A 20,862-nucleotide genomic window follows, 5' to 3' on the forward strand; every position below is an offset into this window, starting at 1 on the left:
TGCACCTTACTTGCTCTCCATTTTTGGACACCATACCTAATTTACCACTATTTGAGCCTTAACTGAACCGTATTGACAGGCAATCCCAATAAATTAGTAACGGCTGTAGGCAGAAGATCGCCCAATTCAGGCGATCGTATTTCCAACGCACTTTCAGCTAACAATTTAACCGCTGCTTCCCGCCCAGCTTCATCAACGGTCAGCATCGAGATTGCCAGCAACAGCACTGTAAATTCCGCCGCCGCCAACTTGGATATTGGAGATAGAAAAACTGTCATTTTTGGACTTAATTCTCCAAATCTGACTTGCAGAAAGTTTTCTCAAATTAAGCGCTGTTGTTCTTGTCTGCCTTGTTCTAGTCCTCGTTCTAGTCCTTCTTCTCTAGCTTGTTGCTCTGCTGCTTGTATTTGTTGTTGAAAAAGTGGTGCAATGGCCATAATTAACTCCCGCTCTTCTGGCTCTAATTCTTGTGGCGCATCGGTTACTAAATTTGACTGTAACCGATACAGCAATTCTAGCGCGATAATCCGCAACGGATCGTCGGCAGCTAAAGCGCTTAATTGGGAAATAGCCCTTTGCTGCACTCCCCCTTTGCCCAAAATCCTCAACCACAGAGTTTCTGGAGTTTCTGGCAACTGGTGAATCGCCACAATTGCAGTTCGCAAAGATTCACCCAAAAAATAGATTCCCTGCATCCAATTCTCTGTGTCTGGTATCGCATTAAAGCTATCTACCAATGCTTTCGATGCTGTGGGCATCAAAATCCACAGTTTGGGTAACTGAGCGTCATCATAGCGAGTATTTTCTCTCCTAAATTTTCGCTCCACTTCACCTCGCACGTCCAATAACTTGCCCAGACAGCTACAAATTTCGCTGACGTTGGCCGGATTGCGAAACGGTTCAAAAATTGCAGTTGTGTTTGCCATTTTTCCCAACAATCCCAGGGTTTCTGAGTATTCGGGAATTGCGGTTCTGGGAGTAAAATAAACATCTATTTCTCGGACTTCGGAAGTCACATCGCGGCCGATATTAACCGTTCCGAGCGGCGACAGCAATTCCTCCAGGTATTCTTTGGCAAAGAGATCGTGAATAAATCGCGTCATAGAAATTATTTCAAACACTAAATAGATTTTTTAACCGTTTTCTCACCCATTCTACAGGATTTTCCTCCTCTTCTGCTGCATCTACTAATTCCATTTCTCGCAATAATTGCTGTCTTTCGCTTAGTTCTTCTTTGTGTTTGACTATTTCTTTAATAATCTGTTCGGATAAATCAGGTCGTTCAGTTAAAACTTTTTGGAAACCTTCTTTATTGATAGCAAACAAAATTGTTTCTTCCAAAGCTCTCACTGAAGCAGTTCTGGGGATTCCCAACATCAAAGAAAGTTCCCCAAAAAACTGACCCGTACCCAGGTTATTCAGGTGTTTGTCAATAGCTTCTACAAAAACTTCTACTGAACCTGAAAGAATCATGTAAAAAGCATCTCCTGGGTCGTTTTCATGAAACAAATATTCTTGCGGTCGCAGCCGTTTGCGGTATCCAACTTCAATCAATTGTCGCAATTCAAGCTCCGTCAGATTTTCAAAGTATTCTACCTCTCGCAGCAAACAGCTAAGGGACGATAGCTTTTTCATTTCGTCTCCAAAAATAGGCATTTTTTGCTTTTTTTCAGAGGAAGTGTTCCTGATGTCAATTGCAGTTTCTTTTTGGTTGAACATTGACAACAGAACTTCGGGATTTTTCAAATAAATTTCTCTGTTATTGAAGGGGAAGTCAATTTTATGCTGGCGGAAATTGTATTCAATGGCAAAATTCAAAGAACTTTTAATTACTTCTCTTTCAATCGGCCTATCCGTCCAAACTAAAAGTTCAAATTTAAAACTATCATCACCAAACTCGACAAACAATACTTTCGGATTCGGTTCGTATAAAACTCCCGCTTCCGCGTAAGCAATATTTAACAGGGTTTCTGTCACTAACAGCGGGTTACTATTCTCCGCTACTTCTACGGGAACTCGCAGACAGAGTAGAGAGTTTTCGTAACTCCAGTTAACAATTTTGTTGCTAATCATGTTGCTGTTGGGAACTATGACGCTGGAGTCCTCAGTAGTTTGGAGGATGGTCGATCGAATCGAGATTTTTTTGACGATTCCCATTAATCCTTCTAATTCCACGAAGTCTCCGACTTTCACAGGTCTGTCTAACAGCAGCGTTAAGCCGCTGACAAAATTAGTTGTTAAATCTTGGATGCCAAAGCCAATTCCGACTCCCAGCCCCCCCGCAACTACTGCAAAAGAAGCGAGGTTGAAGCCGATGCTTTGGATGGCGACTATCACCCCCAAAGCTACTATTAAATACCCAATAATAACTGCGATAGCTTCCCGGTTCCCCTCGTCAATTCCCAGTTTGACAAGCAAGTTTTCCTTAAGAAAGTTCGTAAAAGAGCGTGCTATGACAAGGATAGCCATGAACAATACAATCAGTTCCCCAAGTGACTGCAGCGATACAGGGTTTTCACCTATTTTAAATAGGGTCGCTGTAAAAACTTGGGTAATTTTAAGCAAGATTTCTTCAGGTATTGTATTCAAGTTAAATTCAGAAAGTAATGTTTTTTTTAAGTTGTTAAGCAGATGGGAGTAAGGAATAAAATTTTTACTTCTTCGTCTCAAAAATCATGCAGACAGTCGTTATTACGAAAATTAATATTTTTTTACGATCGTAAAAAACTTAATTTCTTACATAAAAATGTCGTTATTCAGACTAAGCCGTTATCCGTATTGCCAATTTCTCGGATATTCGGATATATTGTCTTCCCCTGCCTGCGGTTAGTGTGCCACTTTTTCGGACTAGCGGAATCATCTATTATTCAGGCGAACCCTCTACTAACTTTAGTCAACGTTAACACTCTGGGATTTTATCATACTTTCCGCTGATTTGTTGTTGAGGTTCCGTTATAAACTTAAGCAGCAATTATTCAATGACTATTTAAGTGGACAACTCAAATATCCTAGTATTACAATGAGTTTAACTGGTAGGAGAGATATTGCTATCACTGTGCCAGTTTCGTCTCTATTCTGTATATCTAAGAATATCTAAGTGAAAATTTAACGGATCTAGCTAAAATAGAGAACGTTCCCATAATACTTGGCATTCTAGCGACATTGCAGACAAATTAAAACTTAATTGCATTTGTCAATCAGTAAAATTACTGAAAATACTGCTTGTTGAGGAGTGGAAAACTTAGATTTAGGGGTGACTGGGCATAAATAGGGCATCGCCATGATTCCTCGATCGCCCTCATCTAAGTTCTCCATCCAAAACCTGAGTAAATGCTGAGCATAATTGCTGATTGACAAACGCTTCCCTAGCTTATGTTGTCACCAATGTTCTACCAATAGGATTGATTAGGAATAGAATTGATGAGCAATAGAACTGCTTGGCGATACATCCGAAGAATTAACGGAAATATTGTCGCAAGGGATACATATATCGCCGATTGAAAACCGAATGGTCGCCCTACTGAACGTTTTATTAAGTGCCCAAATAGGAGAAAACGAAAACCTTGCGATCGCGCAATTGGAAAGAAGTTCTAGAATTATAGCTGAAATGCACGATTTAACATGAGCAAATTCCCACCAGATAAAAACCCGCCACAGCAAGAGAGCACAACAGCACAGGCATTGCGACAGGCTCACTTCGACGCTTTTTTTGCAGGTGCTAACGCCGGGATGCTGATTTTTGACCGCCAACTCCGGTATGTCCAAATTAACGAAGTTCTGGCTCAGATGAATGGCGTTTGTGTGGCAGACCATATTGGTAGGTCACTGCGTGAGGTGCTGCCAGAATTGGCTCCGACTGTGGAACCAATGCTGCAAGGGATTCTGGATACGGGCAAGCCAATTCTCGACTATGAATTAGTAGGTGAAACGCCGAAAGAACCGGGCATCCTGCGCTACTGGCAAGCATCTTACTATCCTTTGTTGGATGAAAATGGCATCGTTTTTGGTCTTGGTGGGATTGTAATTGAAATTACCGATCGCAAGCGGGCAGAACAAAAGCAAGCACGACTGACGGCAATTTTGGAAGCAACTTCCGACTTAGTAGGAGTTGCGGATGCGACGGGGCATAACGTCTACGTCAACAAAGCCGGACAGAAATTGCTGGGGATGTCCCCAGAAGAAGCACGCTCTTCGTTTAGTATAGATTCTGTGTTAGCTCCCTCGGTAAGGGCAAAATTCCACAACGAAGCCTTTCCAACCGCCTTGCGAGATGGTAGGTGGGCTGGTGAAATCCTATTTTTGTCACGCGATGGGCAAGAAGTTCCAGTCTCCCAGGTTTTGATCGTCCACAAAACCGAAGCGGGTGAAGTCGAGTTTATTTCCACTATTGCGCGGGATATTCGCGCTCGCCAAAAAGCAGAGGAAGAACGGCAATTGCTCGCTACAACGATCGAGAACAGCCGTGACTTTATTGGCGTCGCCTCAATGGATGGTCGCCCTATACTCGTGAATCAGGCTGGTCTGGATTTGGTGGGACTCAGTAGTTTGGACGAAGCCAGAACCAAACACATTACCGACTTCTTCATGGCAGAAGATTTGGACTTCGTACAGCAGTCTATTATGCCTGCAATAATGCAAGAGGGAAGTTGGCGGAGTGATTTCCGCTTCAGAAATTTCGTGACAGGTCAACCCATCCTGGTAGATTACACCCTATTTCTGATTAAACATCCAGAGACTAATGAACCCGTAGGGATTGCCACTATTACGCGGGATATTCGCGATCGCAAAACCGCAGAAGATGTCCTCAAACAAAGTGAAGAACGATTTCGTTCTTTGATCGAAGCCAGCGCTCAAATTATTTGGATCTGCAATGCCGACGGCGAAATGGCGATCGAGCAACCTACTTGGAGTGCATTTACAGGACAGACATTTGATGATTACAAGGGAAGGGGTGGGAGCAACGCTATCCATCCAGACGATCGCTCGTCTATTACAACTGCCTGGTTAACTGCTGTTGCCAATCGATCGTTCTATGAATCTGAATTCCGTATGCGTCGCTATGACGGGGAATATCGCTACATGAGTTGTCGTGGTGTACCAATTCTGAACGCGGATGGTTCAATTCGGGAATGGGTTGGGGCTAGTACAGATATTACCGATCGCAAACAAGCTGAAGAAGCTCTGCGCCAACAGCAAGCTGCGCTGCGCGATCGCAACGTCTTGCTGAGCTCTATTTTGGAAAGTACGCCAGACATAATTGTTGTTAAAGATCGGGAAGGCCGATATGTTGCCCTTAATTCCGACGTGGCAAAATCCTTTTACGGTAAAACCATTGAGGAGATCCTGGGTAAAGATGATTCGGAACTCCTTCCCCCGGAGGCCGCCGTTGCAATAATGGCAAAAGACCGCGATATCATGGAAGCAGGCACTACTGAAAGCTACGAAGAAGATGTTTCTAATGGTAAGGAGAGCATTTCTTTTTTAACCACAAAAGCCCCTTGGCGGGACGCTCAGGGCAATATTATCGGCCTTATCGCCATAGCACGAAACATTGCCGATCGCAAACAAATGGAAGCAGAGTTGCGCGATCGCAACGCACTGCTAAACTCTATTTTGGAAAATACACCCGACTTCATTCTCGTTAAAGACCGGGAAGGGCGTTATGTTGCCCTTAACTCCAATTTGGCAAACTTCTTTGGCAAGCCAATTAAAGAAGTTATCGGCAAAAATGATTTGGAAATACTGCCGCCTGACATTGGCCGTGAAGTTATGGCAAAAGATCGCCAAATCATGGCAGCCGGAATCATTGATACTTACGAGGAAGATATCTTTTCTCATTCTGAAACCACTAGAACCTTTTTCACTACCAAGGCTCCTTGGCGGGATAATCAGGGCAATATTTTAGGCATCATCGGCATAACACGAGATATTAGCGATCGTAAAAAAGTCGAGCAAACACTCCGTCAAACCCTAGAAATACTCGACTTAGCCAGCGATAGTATCATTATTCGGGACATGGATGACCGCATCATCTATTGGAACCAAGGTGCAGAAAAGCTCTATGGTTGGACAAAAGCGGAAGTAGTCGGGCAGTACATTCACACATTCTTGGAAACCGTCTTCCCTCAACCATTAGAAACCATATTGGCAGAGTTTTTCCAGCAGGGGAGTTGGGAAGGAGAACTGCACCACACTACCCGCGATGGTCGGCATATTATTGTGGCAAGTCGCTGGACATTACAGCGCGACGGCGAAGGAAAGCCTTGTGCCCAACTCGAAATTAATAATGACATTAGCGATCGCAAACAAGCCGAAGATGCTATCAAACAAAGCGAAGGACGCTATCGTTCGCTAATCGCTGCTACGTCCCAACTTGTCTGGACTGCGGATGCTGAAGGAAGATGCGTGGATCAACCGGGTTGGAGAGCTTACACCGGCCAAACCCAAGCTGAGATGGCTGATGGTTTTGGCTGGTTAGATGCAATTCACCCGGACGATCGCGAACGAACGACTCACGTGTGGATGGAAGCAGTACACACGAAAACCCTGTATGACGTACAATATCGAATCCGGGGAGCGGATGGGAACTATCGTTATTTTCAACTTAGAGGGGTACCAATTCTAGATGAAGATGGCAGCCTCCTGGAGTGGATTGGCACTTGTAGCGATATCCACGATCGCAAACAAGCGGAAGATGCTTTAAAACAAAGCGAAGAACGCTATCGTTCGCTAATCCTTGCCACATCCCAAATTGCCTGGACAGCGGATGCTGAAGGAAGATCCCCGGATCTACCGAGTTGGAGAGCTTACACGGGACAAACCGAAGCTGAGGTAATTGGTTTGGGCTGGTTAGATGCAATTCACCCGGACGATCGGGAACGAGCGTATCAGGTCTGGATGGAAGCAGCGCAAACGAACAGCCTGTATGACATAGAATATCGAATCCGGGGAGCGGATGGAAACTATCGTTATTTTCAAGCTAGAGGGGTGCCAATTCTAAATGAAGATGGCAGCCTCCGGGAGTGGGTTGGCACTTGCAGCGATATCCACGATCGCAAACAAGCGGAAGATGCGATCAAACAAAGCGAAGAACGCTATCGATCGCTAATCGCTGCTACGTCCCAAATTGTCTGGGTATCGGATGCTGAAGGAAGATGCCCGGATCTACCGAGTATGAGAGCTTACACCGGACAAACCGAAGCTGAGGTGGTTGGTTTTGGCTGGTTAGATGTCATTCACCCAGACGATCGCGAACGAACGAGTCAGGTTTGGATGGAAGCAGCGCAAACGAGAAGCCTGTATGAAATACAGTATCGAATGCGCGCAGCGGAGGGAAACTATCGTTATTTTCAAGTTAGAGGGGTACCCATTCTGAATGAAGATGGCAGCGTCCGGGAGTGGGTTGGCACTTGTACCGATATCCACGATCGCAAACAAGCCGAAGATGCTATCAAACAAAGCGAAGAACGCTATCGTTCGCTAATAGTGGCTACGTCCCAAATTGTCTGGACAGCGGATGCTGAAGGGCAATGCCCCGATCTACCAACTATGAGAGCTTACACCGGACAAAGCGTAGCTGAGGTAATTGGTTTGGGCTGGTTAGATACAATTCACCCGGACGATCGCGAACGAACGAATCAGGTGTGGATGGAAGCAGTGCAAACGAAAACCCTGTATGACATAGAATATCGAATCCGAGGGGCGGATGGAAACTATCGCTATTTCCAAGGTAGAGGGGTGCCAATTCTGAATGAAGATGGCAGCATCCGGGAGTGGGTTGGTACTTGTACTGATATCCACGATCGCAAACAAGCCGAAGATGCGATCAAACAAAGCGAAGAACGCTATCGTTCGCTAATAGTTGCCACATCCCAAATTGCCTGGACTGCGGATGCTGAAGGAAGATCCCCAGATCTACCGAGTTGGAGAGCTTACACCGGACAAACTGTAGACGAAGTGGTTGGTTTGGGCTGGTTGGATGCAATTCACCCGGACGATCGCGAACGAACGAATCAGGTGTGGATGGAAGCAGTGCAAACGACAACCCTGTATGACATAGAATATCGAATCCGGGGGGCGGATGGAAACTATCGTTATTTTCAAGTTAGAGGGGTACCAATTCTGGATGAAGAGGGCAGCGTCCGGGAGTGGGTTGGCACTTGCAGCGATATCCACGATCGCAAACAAGCGGAAGATACTATAAAACAAAGCGAAGAACGCTATCGTTCGCTAATCCTTGCCATTTCCCAAATTGTCTGGACAACGGATGCTGAAGGAAGATGCCAGGATACACCGAGTATGAGAGCTTATACCGGACAAACCGAAGCTGAGGTGGTTGGTTTTGGCTGGTTAGATACAATCCACTCGGACGATCGCGAACGAACAGTTCAGGTGTGGATGGAAGCAGTGGAAACGAAAAGCCTGTTTGAGATGGAATATCGAATGCGCGGATCGGATGGAAACTATCGTTATTTCCAAGCTAGAGCGGTGCCAATTCTGAATGAAGATGGCAGCATCCGGGAGTGGGTTGGCACTTGCATCGATATCCACGATCGCAAACAAGCAGAATTCGTAATGGCAAAAGCCAAGGAAGCCGCAGAAGCAGCTAGTCGGGCTAAAAGTGAATTCCTTGCCAACATGAGCCATGAATTGCGGACTCCGCTGAATGGCATTATGGGCTACGCGCAGATTCTTCAGCGTTCCAAAGTCTTGAATCAAGAAGAGCGATCGCGCATTGATGTCATTTATCAGTGCGGTTCCCATTTACTGACCTTAATCAATGATATTCTCGATTTGTCGAAGATTGAAGCACAGAAAGTGGAACTAATGCCCACCGATTTTCATTTCCCGGCGTTCCTGCAAGGTGTAGCAGAAATGTGTCGCATCCGAGCTCAAATTAAGGGAATTCAGTTTCATTTTCCATCAAGCACCGAACTCCCGATCGGTATTCGTGCGGATGAAAAACGCTTGCGACAAGTGTTATTTAATCTTTTGAGCAACGCTATTAAATTTACGGATCAGGGCAGTGTTACTTTTATAGTCAGTTTTGCAACAGAAGGAAAAATTCGCTTTGAAGTACGCGATACAGGTACCGGCATTGCCCAAGAGCAACTCCAAGCTATCTTTCAGCCCTTCGAGCAGGTTGGAGATCGCAAACGGCAGACTGAGGGCACCGGGCTAGGATTGGCAATTAGCCAAAGGATTGTAGAACTAATGGGCAGTACCATTCAGGTTCAAAGTGAGATGAATGTTGGCAGTATTTTCTGGTTTGATGTTAGTCTGCCTCAAGCCGATGAATGGGTGAAAACGTCTCAAATCGACCATCACGGGCAGATTATCGGCATCAAAGACCGCCAACCTAAGATTGTGGTTATTGATGACAAATGGGCTAACCGTTCGGTAATTAACAATTTGCTCAGTCCGATCGGCTTTGAGGTGTTTGAAGCGAACGATGGGCTTGAAGGCTGGGAAAAAATTATAGAGGTGCAGCCAGATTTAATTGTTACCGACCTATTAATGCCAGAACTAGATGGCTTCGAGGTGATTAAGCGGGTTCGAGAATCGGAAAATTTCAAAGACACCGTTATTATTGTCTCTTCTGCCAGCGTATTTGAAACCGATCAATACAGAAGTTTAGAAGCAGGAGGCAACACTTTTATTCCCAAACCTATTCAGGCAACAGAGCTCCTGCAAAAATTGCAACAGTATCTTGATTTGGAATGGATTTACGAAGCCAATGAAGCTCCACTGGCGATCGCCCCAGACACCAACGAGCTAATTGCCCCGCCTGCTACAGAAATGGAAATTCTATATGAGCTGGCTATGAAAGGAAATTTCCTAGAAATAGTTAAGCAGGCGGTATTACTGGAAGAAATAGATCCCAAATACATTCCTTTTGCTAACCGATTAAATCAGATGGCAAAGGACTTTCAAGACGAAGAGATTTTAACGTTTATTCAGTCCTACAAGTAAGGTTTATGAATTTAGACATTCAACCAAATGGTACGATTCTGATAGTTGATGACAATTCAGCTAACTTAGGTGTCTTATCTGATGCCTTAAGCCAAGAAGGATTTGAGGTTCGGGTTGCGAAATCTGGAAAAATGGCACTAGAGCGAGTTAAATATGCTCTACCAGATCTAATCTTACTAGATGTCATGATGCCAGAGATTGATGGATTTGAAACCTGCCGTCGATTACAAGCTAATCCAGAAACTAAACAGATCCCCATTATATTTATGACTGCGCTCTCGGATACGGCTAATAAAGTTGAGGGGTTTAAGCTTGGGGCTGTAGATTATATTACCAAACCCTTCCAACAAGAGGAAGTATTAGCTCGCGTCAAGCTGCATTTAAAGCTTCATGTTCTCGCAGAGAAATTAGAGGAGAAAAATACCTTATTGGAGCAAAAAGTTATAGAAGTCAGCCAAGCCTATGATGATTTACAACAAATGCAACTTAAGTTAATTCAAAGTGAGAAAATGTCCGGATTAGGGCAAATGGCTGCTGGGATTGCTCATGAAATAAACAACCCTATAAATTTCATCTCTGGCAATCTGGGTTATGCCCAAGAGTACGCTCATAACTTACTAAAAATTATACACCTCTATCAAGAAGATTATGTAAATCCCACCCCTCGGATTCAAGCAGCAATGGATGAAATAGAACTGGAATTTGTGGAGGAAGATTTTATAAAAGTTCTTAACTCAATCAACTTAGGAACGCAGCGCATCCAGGAAATTGTCAAGTCTATGCGAATCTTTTCTCGCCTAGATGAGGCAGAGGTGAAAGCTGTAAATATTCATGAAGGAATTGATAGTACACTCACCATCCTGCATCATCGTTTAAAAGCAAAACCCGAGCATCCTGAGATTGAAATAATAAAAAAGTACGGTCAGCTTCCCCCAGTAGAATGCCATGCCGGACAATTAAATCAAGTGTTCATGAATATTATTTCCAATGCCATTGATGCTTTAGATGAATCTAATCAGCAGCGTTCTTTTGCAGAAATCAAACAACACCCGAACCGCATTCAAATTTCTACAAAAGTAATTGACGATAATTGGGTGGCTATTCATATTAGTGACAACGGTCGAGGAGTTGGTGAAACTTTACAACCGAAAATATTTGACCCTTTTTTTACCACCAAACCGATCGGTAAAGGAACTGGGTTGGGGTTATCTATTAGTTACCAAATTATCGTTGAAAAGCATGGCGGCCGATTATACTGCCAGCCGGGATTAGGAAAGGGAATAGAATTCGTCATTGAAATTCCTATTCGCCAGCAAGCTTGTAAAGCTGCTTAGTTTCCCGGTGCAATATCTCTTACGAACTTTGGTTAATTTCTCGCTGACAGCGGGGACGACAAGGTGTTCCTGTGCAAATAAAGCCTGCAGGCATATTTTTAAAGACGCTGCTGCGAGCTCCGATTAAAGCGTTAGCACCGATTTCTACACCAGGGCCAATGAAGCAGTCGGCGGCAATCCAAACGCCGTTATTAATGATTACAGGTGCTGTTATTAAGCTAAAGGCTGGGTCTTGAGGGTCATGAGTGCCGGTGCAGAGGTAGCTTTTTTGAGAAATGACGCAGTGTTTGCCGATCGCAATTTGAGCGAGACTGTACAATACAACATCATCTCCGATCCAACTGTAGTCTCCGATGGCTATTTTCCAAGGATAGGTAAAACGAGCCGTGGGGCGAATGATCACACCCCGACCTATTTTCGCTCCAAATAACCGCAGCAGCCCCCTTCTGATGCGATTAAAAGGGTGTGGAGTGAGAGGAAATGCGATCGCCTGGACGAACCACCAAACCAAAATTAGCCAACTAGGCTTTCCTCGATCGAACTTTGATTGATCGTAGCGGCGCAAATCGACTAAAGATTCGCCTGTCAAAGTATTTGCGTGATTGTCGCTAATTGGACGATCGTTTATTTGAGAATTTGGGGAATTTGCGATCGAATTTTCCGGATCTTGGTTCGGATTTGGTATATAATCGGTCATTGATAGTTAATTTAATGTTTAATTTAAAATCGAGTTTAACCTTAAGGACTGCTGCATGACATTTCTAGTTAGGGACAATTTTGACTCGGAAAACGCCAAGGATATCGCACAATGCGAGAATATAAATCCCAGAATTGGCAAAGTGCGACTTTTACAAACAGCATTGGTACTGCTTAGCAGCTTTTTTGTAGCAGAGTTAATCGCCGCACTTAATTCTCATAGTTTGTCCCTATTAGCAGATGCGGGTCACGTCTTTTCAGATGTAGCAGCTTTAGCAATAACTTTGACAGCGACTTGGTACTCCTCAATCAAACGCAAAAGTAAATCCGTAGATTGTACGATCGCACAATCGTCAATCCCTGAACGAGGAGAAATCATTGCTGCTTTAATTAATAGTATCAGTTTAGTGGCGATCGCCCTTTGGATTGCAGCAGAGTCGATCGCGCGTTTGCAGGCCCCAACTCCCGAAGTAGAAGGGCTCCCGATGTTAATTACCGCCGTAGTGGGTTTAAGCATCAACTCGATTAATGCTTGTTGCTTGCATTCCTGCTGTCACGGCGACTTGAATCTCAAAAGCGCGTTTCTGCACGCAGTCGCAGACATTTTTTCGTCGGTTGGAGTAATTTTAGCTGCGATCGCCGTAGCGTGGCTACACTGGAATTGGGCTGACGGCTTGATTAGCTTGCTAGTATCAGCATCAATTATTTTATTAACTCTACCATTGCTAATCGAAAGCATCCAATTGCTGCTGGGAAAAGTATCAGCAATATCCGCAAGTCAACAGCCTTGCGACTGCGAAAAAATCAGCGCAGAAAAATTGCTTTTTCCATCCCTCGAAGAACTCATCAAATAACATCTCTTCCTCTGCCATCCACCATAGAGATAGATAACTAATGTCATACAGTGATTTTACTTTAAATCGAGTAGCTAAAGACTTTAATTTAACTATTTCAGAGCGCTCTAATATTTTCACAGAAATTCCAGAATTAACACCAAGCGATTTTCTCCAAGAAACCCTGCGCGATAATCTACCTTTAGCCCTTGGTAGCAATACAGAAAAAGCGCGATCGGAATTAATTATTGCTCCAATTCTCGTCGAACTCAGAAAACAATTAAATTATCAAATTAGCTGGTTTTCCGGCATTGACTTTAGTGTGGATGCCAGTAAAGGATTAAACGGCAGTTGTGATTTTATCATCAGTCAATCACCTGAACTTTTATTTGTTAGTGCGCCAGTTATTACCGTCGTAGAAGCTAAAAAAGAAAATATTTTGGCTGGATTGGGACAATGCGTAGCAGAAATGTTGGCAGCGCAAATTTTTAATAAAAATGAAGGCAACGAAATTCCTGTGATTTACGGTACCGTTACCACCGGCACTAACTGGAAATTTCTGAAATTAACCAACCAGACGATCGAAATTGATTTAGTCGAATATTTTATTAACGATTTAGGTAAAATTTTAGGTATCTTAGCTAGTGGCATTCACTTAAGTATTAATTAGGTCAAGAAACCCGGCGGTTGAAATCGCGTCTTGTCAAACGAAGTCCCTCTCTAAGAGACTAAGAGGGACTCGACGTTTGAAACCCTATCTACACAAACTTTCGTCTGTATGGTGGGCGGACTAAGAGGGACTATTACGGCAATTTCACTTCTGTCTCCTGACTGATAACTACTGGTGGCGACAGAGGCGGCTGAGATTCTGCCACATTCAACTGACCGCCACAACAACGCAACTCGTAAAGTTTTGCATTAATTTGATACTCATATTGACTCAATAACCTTGCATAAATATAGCCAGCTTTTCCATCCAAAAAGCCTAACTGAATGAAGTAAAATAAAATAAATCTGAGCATTGGTTTAAAAGGCAGCCACACCCAAACTTTTTTGAGAAATCGTTTCCGCTGTACGGCATCTCCAAATAGGTGGGCGCCAATAGTGCCGCTGTCGTCGCGCCCTTCAATAATATTGTAATACACGCGAGCTTCCCAATTAGAATAGCGGTTGTGCCGTTCTATCCAGTGAAATAAATCGCGGTAATCCTCGTGGATCATGTCATTTTTTAAGTAGCCGACTTGACCAGCTAAAATGACGTGCTCGTGAACTTCGTTGTCGCCAGTATTGGGGACGGATTCAGTGCCGAGATTTTCGTAACGTCCTTTTTGATGCTTGAACAAACGCAAATTCCAGTCTGGATATCGACCGCCGTAACGCAGCCACTGGCCTAAAAAGAAGACTTTGCGGTTGAGGTAGTAGCCGTCAAAATTGGGGTCTTCGATCGCCTGCGCGATTTCGTCCCAAAGTTCTGGGGGAATGCGCTCGTCGCAATCGACAATTAATACCCATTCGTTGCGAAAGGGCAGATTGTCCAAAGACCAATTTTTCTTTTTCGGCCAGCGGTTGTCGAAGTAGAATTGCACTACTTTTGCGCCCGTGCTGATGGCAATTTCCACCGTGCGATCGCTGCTTTGGGAATCAACCATGAAAACTTCATCCGCCCTGGCAATGCTGGCCAGACACGCAGGTAGATTAAGTTCTTCGTCTTTTGCCGGAATGATAACTGAAACCGGAATCTTGGATGAACTAGATGTCATAATCGAGTGCTTGAACCTGAATGCGGTCGAGTTTTGGTAGATGAAGTGCGATCGGCACAGCCGCGCCGACGACTTGAGCAGCGAGGTATATTGCCTATAGCCTAATGCCTGCTGGTAGATTTCGGTGCAAAAATCTGGCCGTGGATGGCTGCGCTCAAATAACCGATTTGACCCCAGGCAAAAACGAAATTTTCAAAGCGCAGCCCTGGATCTCTAATATATTTAAAAGACTTCCAGACACCCCTCAATATTCTTTCACCCCCCCGCCCAAGCTGAGCAATACCGGCTCGATCGGACAATTGTTCCCGATAACACTCGCTGATGCCTTGCCACCACCCGCGCTCTAGAAACCAAGCTTTGTTGAGCCTTTCTGCTGCGACATGGTGAAGCACCAGGGCCTCCGGTAGATAAACTACTTGCCAACCTAACTCTAAAGCTAATTCTGTGGTTCGCAGCTCTTCATTTGACAGCAACTTTTTGCCGACTCTACCGAGTTTGACATCGAAGCCGCCAATTTGTTCGAGAAAAGCGCGCCGGATTGAGTAGTTTACTCCCCTGGGAGTCAAACCGGCAGCAGTGACGTACAGGCAAGTATCGCCTAAATCGTATGCTCCCAAGTTCTGGGCTAATCCCGGTGACAGCCATTCGGGCGGGCTGACTCCAGAAGGCCAGAGCAAATTGACTTTGCCACCAGCTACGGCGAGTTTTTGATTGCTTTGATAAGCCGCCTGCAGCACCCTGAGCCAATTCGGCTCAGCAATAGCGTCGTCGTCGAGATAAGCTAATATTTCGCTGCGAGCTTGCTTAGCGCCGGTGTTCCGGGCTACTGACAGACCGATTTCGGGTTCCCAGACGTACTTGAGGCGCCGATCGCCCTGTCTTGCTTCTACCACCTCGCGGGTGCGCGAAGTCGAACTTTCGGGGCTTGCATAATCGCTAGAAGCGTTATCCACTACTACTACTTCAAAGTTGTCGGGAAAATCCTGTACCAGCAAGCTGTCGATCGCCCCACCTAAATAGGCGGCGCGATTGTGGGTGCAAATAATCGCTGATATCTGAGGATGATCTGGCATAAATAACAGCTTGGGAAATACGGGGGTTCTCGATCGACTTACTCTGATATTGTCTCATCAATGCTATTATCGCTTAAAAAGCATTTGGTAGTTGGTGGTTTAAATCATAATGGGTAATGGGTAATTGGTAATTGGTAATGGATAATTGTGTTTAATCCTTTGTATGTGACTCCTGACTAATGACTGCTGACTAATGACTAATGAGTAACTCAGAACCCACCACATCGAGACAATTAATCTTAGTAACTGGGCCGGCCCGAAGCGGCAAAAGTGAATGGGCCGAAACTCTGGCGGCGGGTTCGGGAAAACAAATAATCTATGTGGCTACCGGTCGCGTTGATGAAGCCGATTTGGAGTGGCTTCGTCGCCTCGATCAGCACCGAAATCGCCGTCCAGTTGATTGGACAACTCTAGAAGTGCCGATCGAATTATCGGCAGTTGTGCGGGCCAGCCAGCCCTCAGATTGCTTGTTGATTGACTCCCTGGGAACTTGGACGGCAAATCTTTTGGAACAAGAAGCTGCTGTTTGGGCGACTACGCAGCAAGATTTGCTAGCCTGTTTGAAGTCGGCGGCGGCCGATGTAATTTTGGTAGGGGAAGAAACCGGATGGGGCGTTGTGCCTGCTTATCCGGCGGGGCGGCTGTTTCGCGATCGCCTCGGCACTCTCGTGCGCCACATCGGGGCGATCGCCGATACTGTTTATCTCGCCACCGGAGGTTACGCCTTGGATCTAAGGGCTCTGGGTACCCCGCTGCCACCCGTAGCGAAAAATTAACAGCCGGAGTCGCGATCGACAAGTGAGAAAACATCTCGGTTTCCCGACGGACAATTTTAACTGAAAATCAGGTAGAATTTTAACTAAGATTGAAAACTCAAGAGTCACATAAATTAGTCAAAAAACATACTCCATAGGGAGAAAAGCCCAACAATTTGACCTGAGGAATAGCCAAAGTTTGAAAGTATGTAAAAGAAAAAATGTCTCTTAAGAAAGAGTGCTAATTTCCAATTAAAAGTCTAAAATAATCAATTAGTTGAAGGGTTGACTAAAAGTTATGGCATCAGATTGTGAAGTAAGAAAATATATTGCTTACTGGTTTCAGTTAGGCAAAAAAGTATTAATTTACAACGGTTCCGAAGCGCTGCTGCCCAAATCGGTAAATGCGGGCGATCGCTACAGCCAGGAATTTGAAGAGTGCTGGCAAAAAATCATCTCCCGCGACAGCGGAGACTGTTACCTCGAAGGCACAAACGAAACAATTGCCCAACTGCTGACACCTGCTTGGGAAATCAGTCCCTGCGCGCGCTGCGCTATGCCCGTAGTGTTCAAACAAACCGGAATGCCCCCGGAGTTCTGTCCCTGTAACGACTTACCGAACTGGCCCGATACCGAAATGCCCCAACCCCGATCGCCCGTCAGCAGCCAATCGCAATTGTCAGGCATTCGCGATCGACTCAAAAGATCCAGCGGCGAGTAAGTATACAAGAAGGAAGAAGGGTCTTCTTCCTTAAATTGTTACAATATATTTACAATGCTTCACACTAGGTCTGATTTATGAATGTCAAGACAGTATCGCCAGCCTCCCCGCAAACTTATGTAAATTCAGGGACTCAGGCTGTACTCGGCAATCTCAAAGATGCAAATACAATTCCCCTGCAAGCAGTACCAGTATCACTAGAGACCGAGGTCGCAACGGACGATCGGCTCAAATCAGCCAGAGACATAGCTTTCGAGTTGGCCGGAGATGCTGTTCGGTACGATCCAGTGGCGATCGCAGCGCTGTACCGAAATCGACCTCTACAAGTCTGGGGGAGGCTGTCGAGCGTTGTTTGGACATTTTTTAGCTTTGCCTTCAGTGTGTGGTTCGACGGCAAAACAGGTCGTACCGCCACCAACCAAAAGCGTCGCGCCGTCCGACTGAGAGAAATTCTGGCCCAACTCGGCCCAGCTTTCATCAAAATCGGACAAGCACTCTCAACACGGCCCGACTTAGTACCGCCAGTATATTTAGAAGAACTAACAACGCTGCAAGACCAATTGCCAGCATTTCCGAACGAAGTAGCATATCAATTCATCCAAGAAGAATTGGGCGCCCACCCCAAAGACATCTATGCAGAAATCAGCCCCGATCCGATCGCAGCAGCATCTCTCGGACAAGTCTACAAAGGCAAACTCAAAACCGGAGAAACAGTCGCAATCAAAGTCCAGCGACCGGGTTTAGCCGAAAACATCGGGTTAGATATCTACATCCTGCGGCGTCTTGCAGTTTGGGCACAAAAAAACTTCAAAATAATTCGCAGTGACCTCGCAAGCATTATGGACGAGTTGGGCGAGCGCATTTACGAAGAAATGGACTACACCCACGAAGGACAAAATGCCGAACGGTTTGCCAAACTCTACGGCCACATCAAAGACATTTATGTTCCCAGCATCTACTGGGAATATACCCGCCGCCGAGTCTTAACAATGGAGTGGATCACCGGCGTCAAACTCACTAATTTAGAAGCAGTCAAGGCTCAAGGAATTGACGCTCCTTACTTAATTGAAGTGGGTGTGCAGTGTTCTCTCCGACAACTGCTAGAACACGGTTTCTTTCACGCAGACCCGCACCCCGGAAATCTTTTGGCGACTCTTGACGGTCAATTGGCTTATCTCGATTTCGGGATGATGAGCGAAGTTAAACCTTATCAGCGATACGGCTTGTTGGAAGCTGTGGTGCATTTGGTGAACCGCGACTTTGAAGGTTTAGCAAAAGATTACGTGAAGTTGGAGTTTTTAACACCAGACACGGATTTGACGCCAATTATTCCAGCTTTGGCGGGCGTATTTAACAATGCTTTGGGTGCTAGCGTTGCCGAACTCAATTTCAAAAGCATTACTGACGAACTCTCGGCGGTAATGTACGAATATCCTTTCCGGGTTCCAGCTTACTATGCTTTGATTATTCGATCGCTCGTCACCTTAGAAGGCATTGCCATCAACGTTGACCCCGAATTCAAAGTGTTGAGCAAAGCTTATCCTTACGTTGCCAAACGGCTGTTGAGCGACCCCGCACCGGAATTGAGAGCATCCCTGCAAGATTTGCTGTTCAAACAAGGCGAATTCCGCTGGAACCGCTTAGAAAACTTGCTCAACAATGCCCGCGAGAGCGAGGATTACGATATCAGCAAAATCTTGAACCAAGCATTAGAATATTTATTTTCCGAAAGAGGAGATTTCATTCGCGATCGTATTGTCCTGGAATTAGTCAAGAGTCTCGACACACTTTCCAGCAACGCCTTTGCTAACGCCAAATCTGTAGTCGGCGAATGGTTTGGAGTCAAGGCAAATCAACCTGTGGTTTCACAAACAGAAAAAAACAATCTAGAACACATCAAGCGAATTTGGGATATTTTGCAATCAACTCCGGGTTTTGACGGCATGAAAGTATTGCAGCTACTTCCGCAGTTGTTGGTGAAACCAGAAGTGCAGAACATGGGCCAGAAAGTAGTCGGCGGTTTAGCTCAAAGAGCAGTTGCTAGACTAATTCGCGAATTTTTGCTTTCCTCCGAACCCGCTGCGATTCCTGAGAAGGGAAGCTATCCTAAAACTTCGCCTCAGTTGTCTTTACCTGCTGCAAAGTAGTTTGATTGGGCGTTTTTTTGACCGCACATATTAGCAGATAAACACAGATGAACGCAGATGAACGCAGATGAAATTTTGTCTGCGTTCTTTTAATTAAGCTTGAATCCTTTAGCGGCTAATTGCTGGCGGAGACTCTGAATCATTACGTAATCAAGAGTATTTTCGCCACTATTGGTACTAGATTTCCGCTGTTGTTCAATATATGCTGTACGCTTTTGAGATAAGTCGCGGATCGTCTTTTTAATCGCCTCTCTTTCGGTTTTCTTTCCAGCTACATATGCTCTTTTTTCTGTTAGCGTCATCCCTCGCATGATTTCTGGTAAATTATCATCTGATATTGCCTCTAGTTTAACTGTGCCGTTTTCGAGAGCATCCAGCAAGTCCCAAGAAGCATTATCATAGTATTCAGAAGCTTTGGACGCACTACGCGAAGCAAAATTGGCGCCAGAATTACTATCTTCAACAGCCTGACGTTGTTGTCCTATTCTTCCTTCTCTACCGTAGGGAATGTAGGTTTGATTGAGTTTAGTATTCCAAATAGAAATTTCGTCGTCGTAAGGGGACTTAATTACCACAGTTTGTTGGTTTTGATTAATGTTGAAGCTACTGCCTTTTGCTAAATTAGCTCCTGATACCCAAAGTTGTCGCTCCTGACTTTCGGCTGAACCACAGTAAATTGTATTAACGAGGGTATCTCCTTTGACAGCGAGATTGACAGATTGATTCCAAACTATTGGGCCTTGATCGAATGGTTCATTACCCGCAATAAAAATCACGCGAAAATCTTCCTGATTTTTACTCCAGTTTAATTCTTGCATTGCCGAACGAATTACCCAGCCAGCATATTCTTGACCGCCGTTGGTTTTGATACTAAATAGCTTTTCGGAAACTAAATCTAATTCAGGAGTAAATCCAGTTAATAATCTGACAAAACCTTCCGAGGAAGGTAAGCTGTCATTACCATAATGGTAAAGGCCAACCTCTAACTCTGGCACTTCGCCATCTTTGGTTACTTTAGTTAAAAAATTAACAATTTGCCAAAGTTGAGTACGAGTCTGGTCAATCAGTCCATCCATGCTATTACTAGAATCTAAAAGGATGGCTATCTGAATTTTTGCTTTGGCGAAAGCTGCTGTGGGAGAACACAAAATACTTAGGGCTAAAGCTGTAGTGAATAAAATTCTAGTTAGTTTTTGCATGGAATTTTCCCTACAAATTTATTTTTTACCCAATTATAGTCAGTAATAGTATAGATTTAGTTCCTGGTGTTAAGCAACTTGTAACAACACTTTACATTTGCGATGAATTCAGTATAGGACTTACGCACTCCGACGAAAGAAACCGGGTTTTTTATCTTGGGTATGGACTGCAAAGTTCTAGCAGTTTTGTTAATGCTGCATCAGGAGTTTTATAGTTTTCTAAGTGAAGGCGGTTTAGCGAAACAACTACTTGTACGTGGTGGTACTTTGCGGGCGTTAATTGATATTCGGTCAGGGTTTTTTCCTTTTTTATGGTCACAGCAGTAATAGGTTTTTCCGTTACATCTTATTATGGGTTAGAGTTGCTTTTGG

At 44.7% G+C, this 20,862-nt stretch carries 14 protein-coding genes; 7 read left to right on the forward strand and 7 right to left on the reverse strand.

Features of this window, described 5'->3' with window-relative positions; all coding sequences use genetic code 11:
- Nucleotides 1–47: 47 nt before the first annotated feature.
- The 3 genes from QUA47_RS23090 to QUA47_RS23100 are packed head-to-tail and all read right to left on the reverse strand — an operon-like array spanning nt 48 to nt 2,469.
- Nucleotides 48–278: a hypothetical protein gene (locus QUA47_RS23090; RefSeq protein ID WP_333432468.1), complete on the reverse strand. Its 231-nt coding sequence runs from the start codon at nt 276–278 to the stop codon at nt 48–50.
- A gap of 42 nt (nt 279–320) precedes the next feature.
- Nucleotides 321–1,103, reverse strand: coding sequence for a flagellar assembly protein H (locus QUA47_RS23095; protein ID WP_333432469.1), 783 nt, complete (start codon nt 1,101–1,103; stop codon nt 321–323).
- 10 nt (nt 1,104–1,113) lie between these two features.
- The gene (locus QUA47_RS23100; protein WP_333432470.1) at nt 1,114–2,469 is read right to left on the reverse strand and encodes a mechanosensitive ion channel domain-containing protein; all 1,356 of its coding nucleotides are present in this window, start codon (nt 2,467–2,469) and stop codon (nt 1,114–1,116) included.
- 1,152 nt (nt 2,470–3,621) lie between these two features.
- Here QUA47_RS23100 and QUA47_RS23105 point away from each other — a divergent pair.
- Together QUA47_RS23105 and QUA47_RS23110 are read left to right on the forward strand one after the other, a co-directional pair.
- Nucleotides 3,622–9,972 (forward strand): PAS domain S-box protein, encoded by a 6,351-nt coding sequence (locus QUA47_RS23105; protein WP_333432471.1) that lies wholly within the window; start codon nt 3,622–3,624, stop codon nt 9,970–9,972.
- A gap of 5 nt (nt 9,973–9,977) precedes the next feature.
- A complete protein-coding gene (locus tag QUA47_RS23110; RefSeq protein ID WP_333284166.1) occupies nt 9,978–11,306 on the forward strand; it encodes a response regulator in 1,329 nt (442 codons plus the stop codon).
- A 19-nt stretch (nt 11,307–11,325) separates the two neighbouring features.
- Here QUA47_RS23110 and hpsU read toward each other — a convergent pair whose 3' ends face one another.
- Entirely contained in the window at nt 11,326–12,003 is a 678-nt protein-coding gene (gene hpsU, locus QUA47_RS23115) for a hormogonium polysaccharide biosynthesis acetyltransferase HpsU (RefSeq protein ID WP_333432472.1), read from the reverse strand.
- A gap of 55 nt (nt 12,004–12,058) precedes the next feature.
- Here hpsU and QUA47_RS23120 point away from each other — a divergent pair, with 55 nt between their 5' ends.
- The gene (locus tag QUA47_RS23120) at nt 12,059–12,856 is read left to right on the forward strand and encodes a cation diffusion facilitator family transporter (RefSeq protein ID WP_333432473.1); all 798 of its coding nucleotides are present in this window, start codon (nt 12,059–12,061) and stop codon (nt 12,854–12,856) included.
- Nucleotides 12,857–12,896: 40 nt separating this feature from the next.
- Complete coding sequence (locus QUA47_RS23125) at nt 12,897–13,505, forward strand: hypothetical protein (protein ID WP_333432474.1); 609 nt, start codon at nt 12,897–12,899, stop codon at nt 13,503–13,505.
- Nucleotides 13,506–13,638: 133 nt separating this feature from the next.
- On the opposite strand, the gene QUA47_RS23130 is transcribed toward QUA47_RS23125, so the two are convergent.
- Nucleotides 13,639–14,595, reverse strand: a complete 957-nt coding sequence (locus tag QUA47_RS23130; RefSeq protein ID WP_333432475.1) for a glycosyltransferase family 2 protein — start codon at nt 14,593–14,595, stop codon at nt 13,639–13,641.
- A 101-nt stretch (nt 14,596–14,696) separates the two neighbouring features.
- On the reverse strand, nt 14,697–15,668 hold the full coding sequence (locus QUA47_RS23135; RefSeq protein WP_333432476.1) for a glycosyltransferase: 972 nt from the start codon (nt 15,666–15,668) through the stop codon (nt 14,697–14,699).
- A 200-nt stretch (nt 15,669–15,868) separates the two neighbouring features.
- Here QUA47_RS23135 and cobU point away from each other — a divergent pair, with 200 nt between their 5' ends.
- The 3 genes from cobU (at nt 15,869) to QUA47_RS23150 (ending at nt 19,291) form a co-directional block, all read left to right on the forward strand.
- Entirely contained in the window at nt 15,869–16,444 is a 576-nt protein-coding gene (gene cobU, locus QUA47_RS23140; protein WP_333432477.1) for a bifunctional adenosylcobinamide kinase/adenosylcobinamide-phosphate guanylyltransferase, read from the forward strand.
- 277 nt (nt 16,445–16,721) lie between these two features.
- Complete coding sequence (locus tag QUA47_RS23145; RefSeq protein ID WP_333432478.1) at nt 16,722–17,144, forward strand: hypothetical protein; 423 nt, start codon at nt 16,722–16,724, stop codon at nt 17,142–17,144.
- Between the two features lie 77 nt (nt 17,145–17,221).
- The gene (locus QUA47_RS23150) at nt 17,222–19,291 is read left to right on the forward strand and encodes an AarF/ABC1/UbiB kinase family protein (RefSeq protein WP_333406314.1); all 2,070 of its coding nucleotides are present in this window, start codon (nt 17,222–17,224) and stop codon (nt 19,289–19,291) included.
- Between the two features lie 89 nt (nt 19,292–19,380).
- On the opposite strand, the gene QUA47_RS23155 is transcribed toward QUA47_RS23150, so the two are convergent.
- Nucleotides 19,381–20,490: a hypothetical protein gene (locus QUA47_RS23155; protein ID WP_333432479.1), complete on the reverse strand. Its 1,110-nt coding sequence runs from the start codon at nt 20,488–20,490 to the stop codon at nt 19,381–19,383.
- Nucleotides 20,491–20,862 lie beyond the last annotated feature (372 nt).

Origin of the sequence: Microcoleus sp. MON2_D5, assembly GCF_036701905.1 — a bacterium.
GTDB lineage: Bacteria > Cyanobacteriota > Cyanobacteriia > Cyanobacteriales > Microcoleaceae > Microcoleus.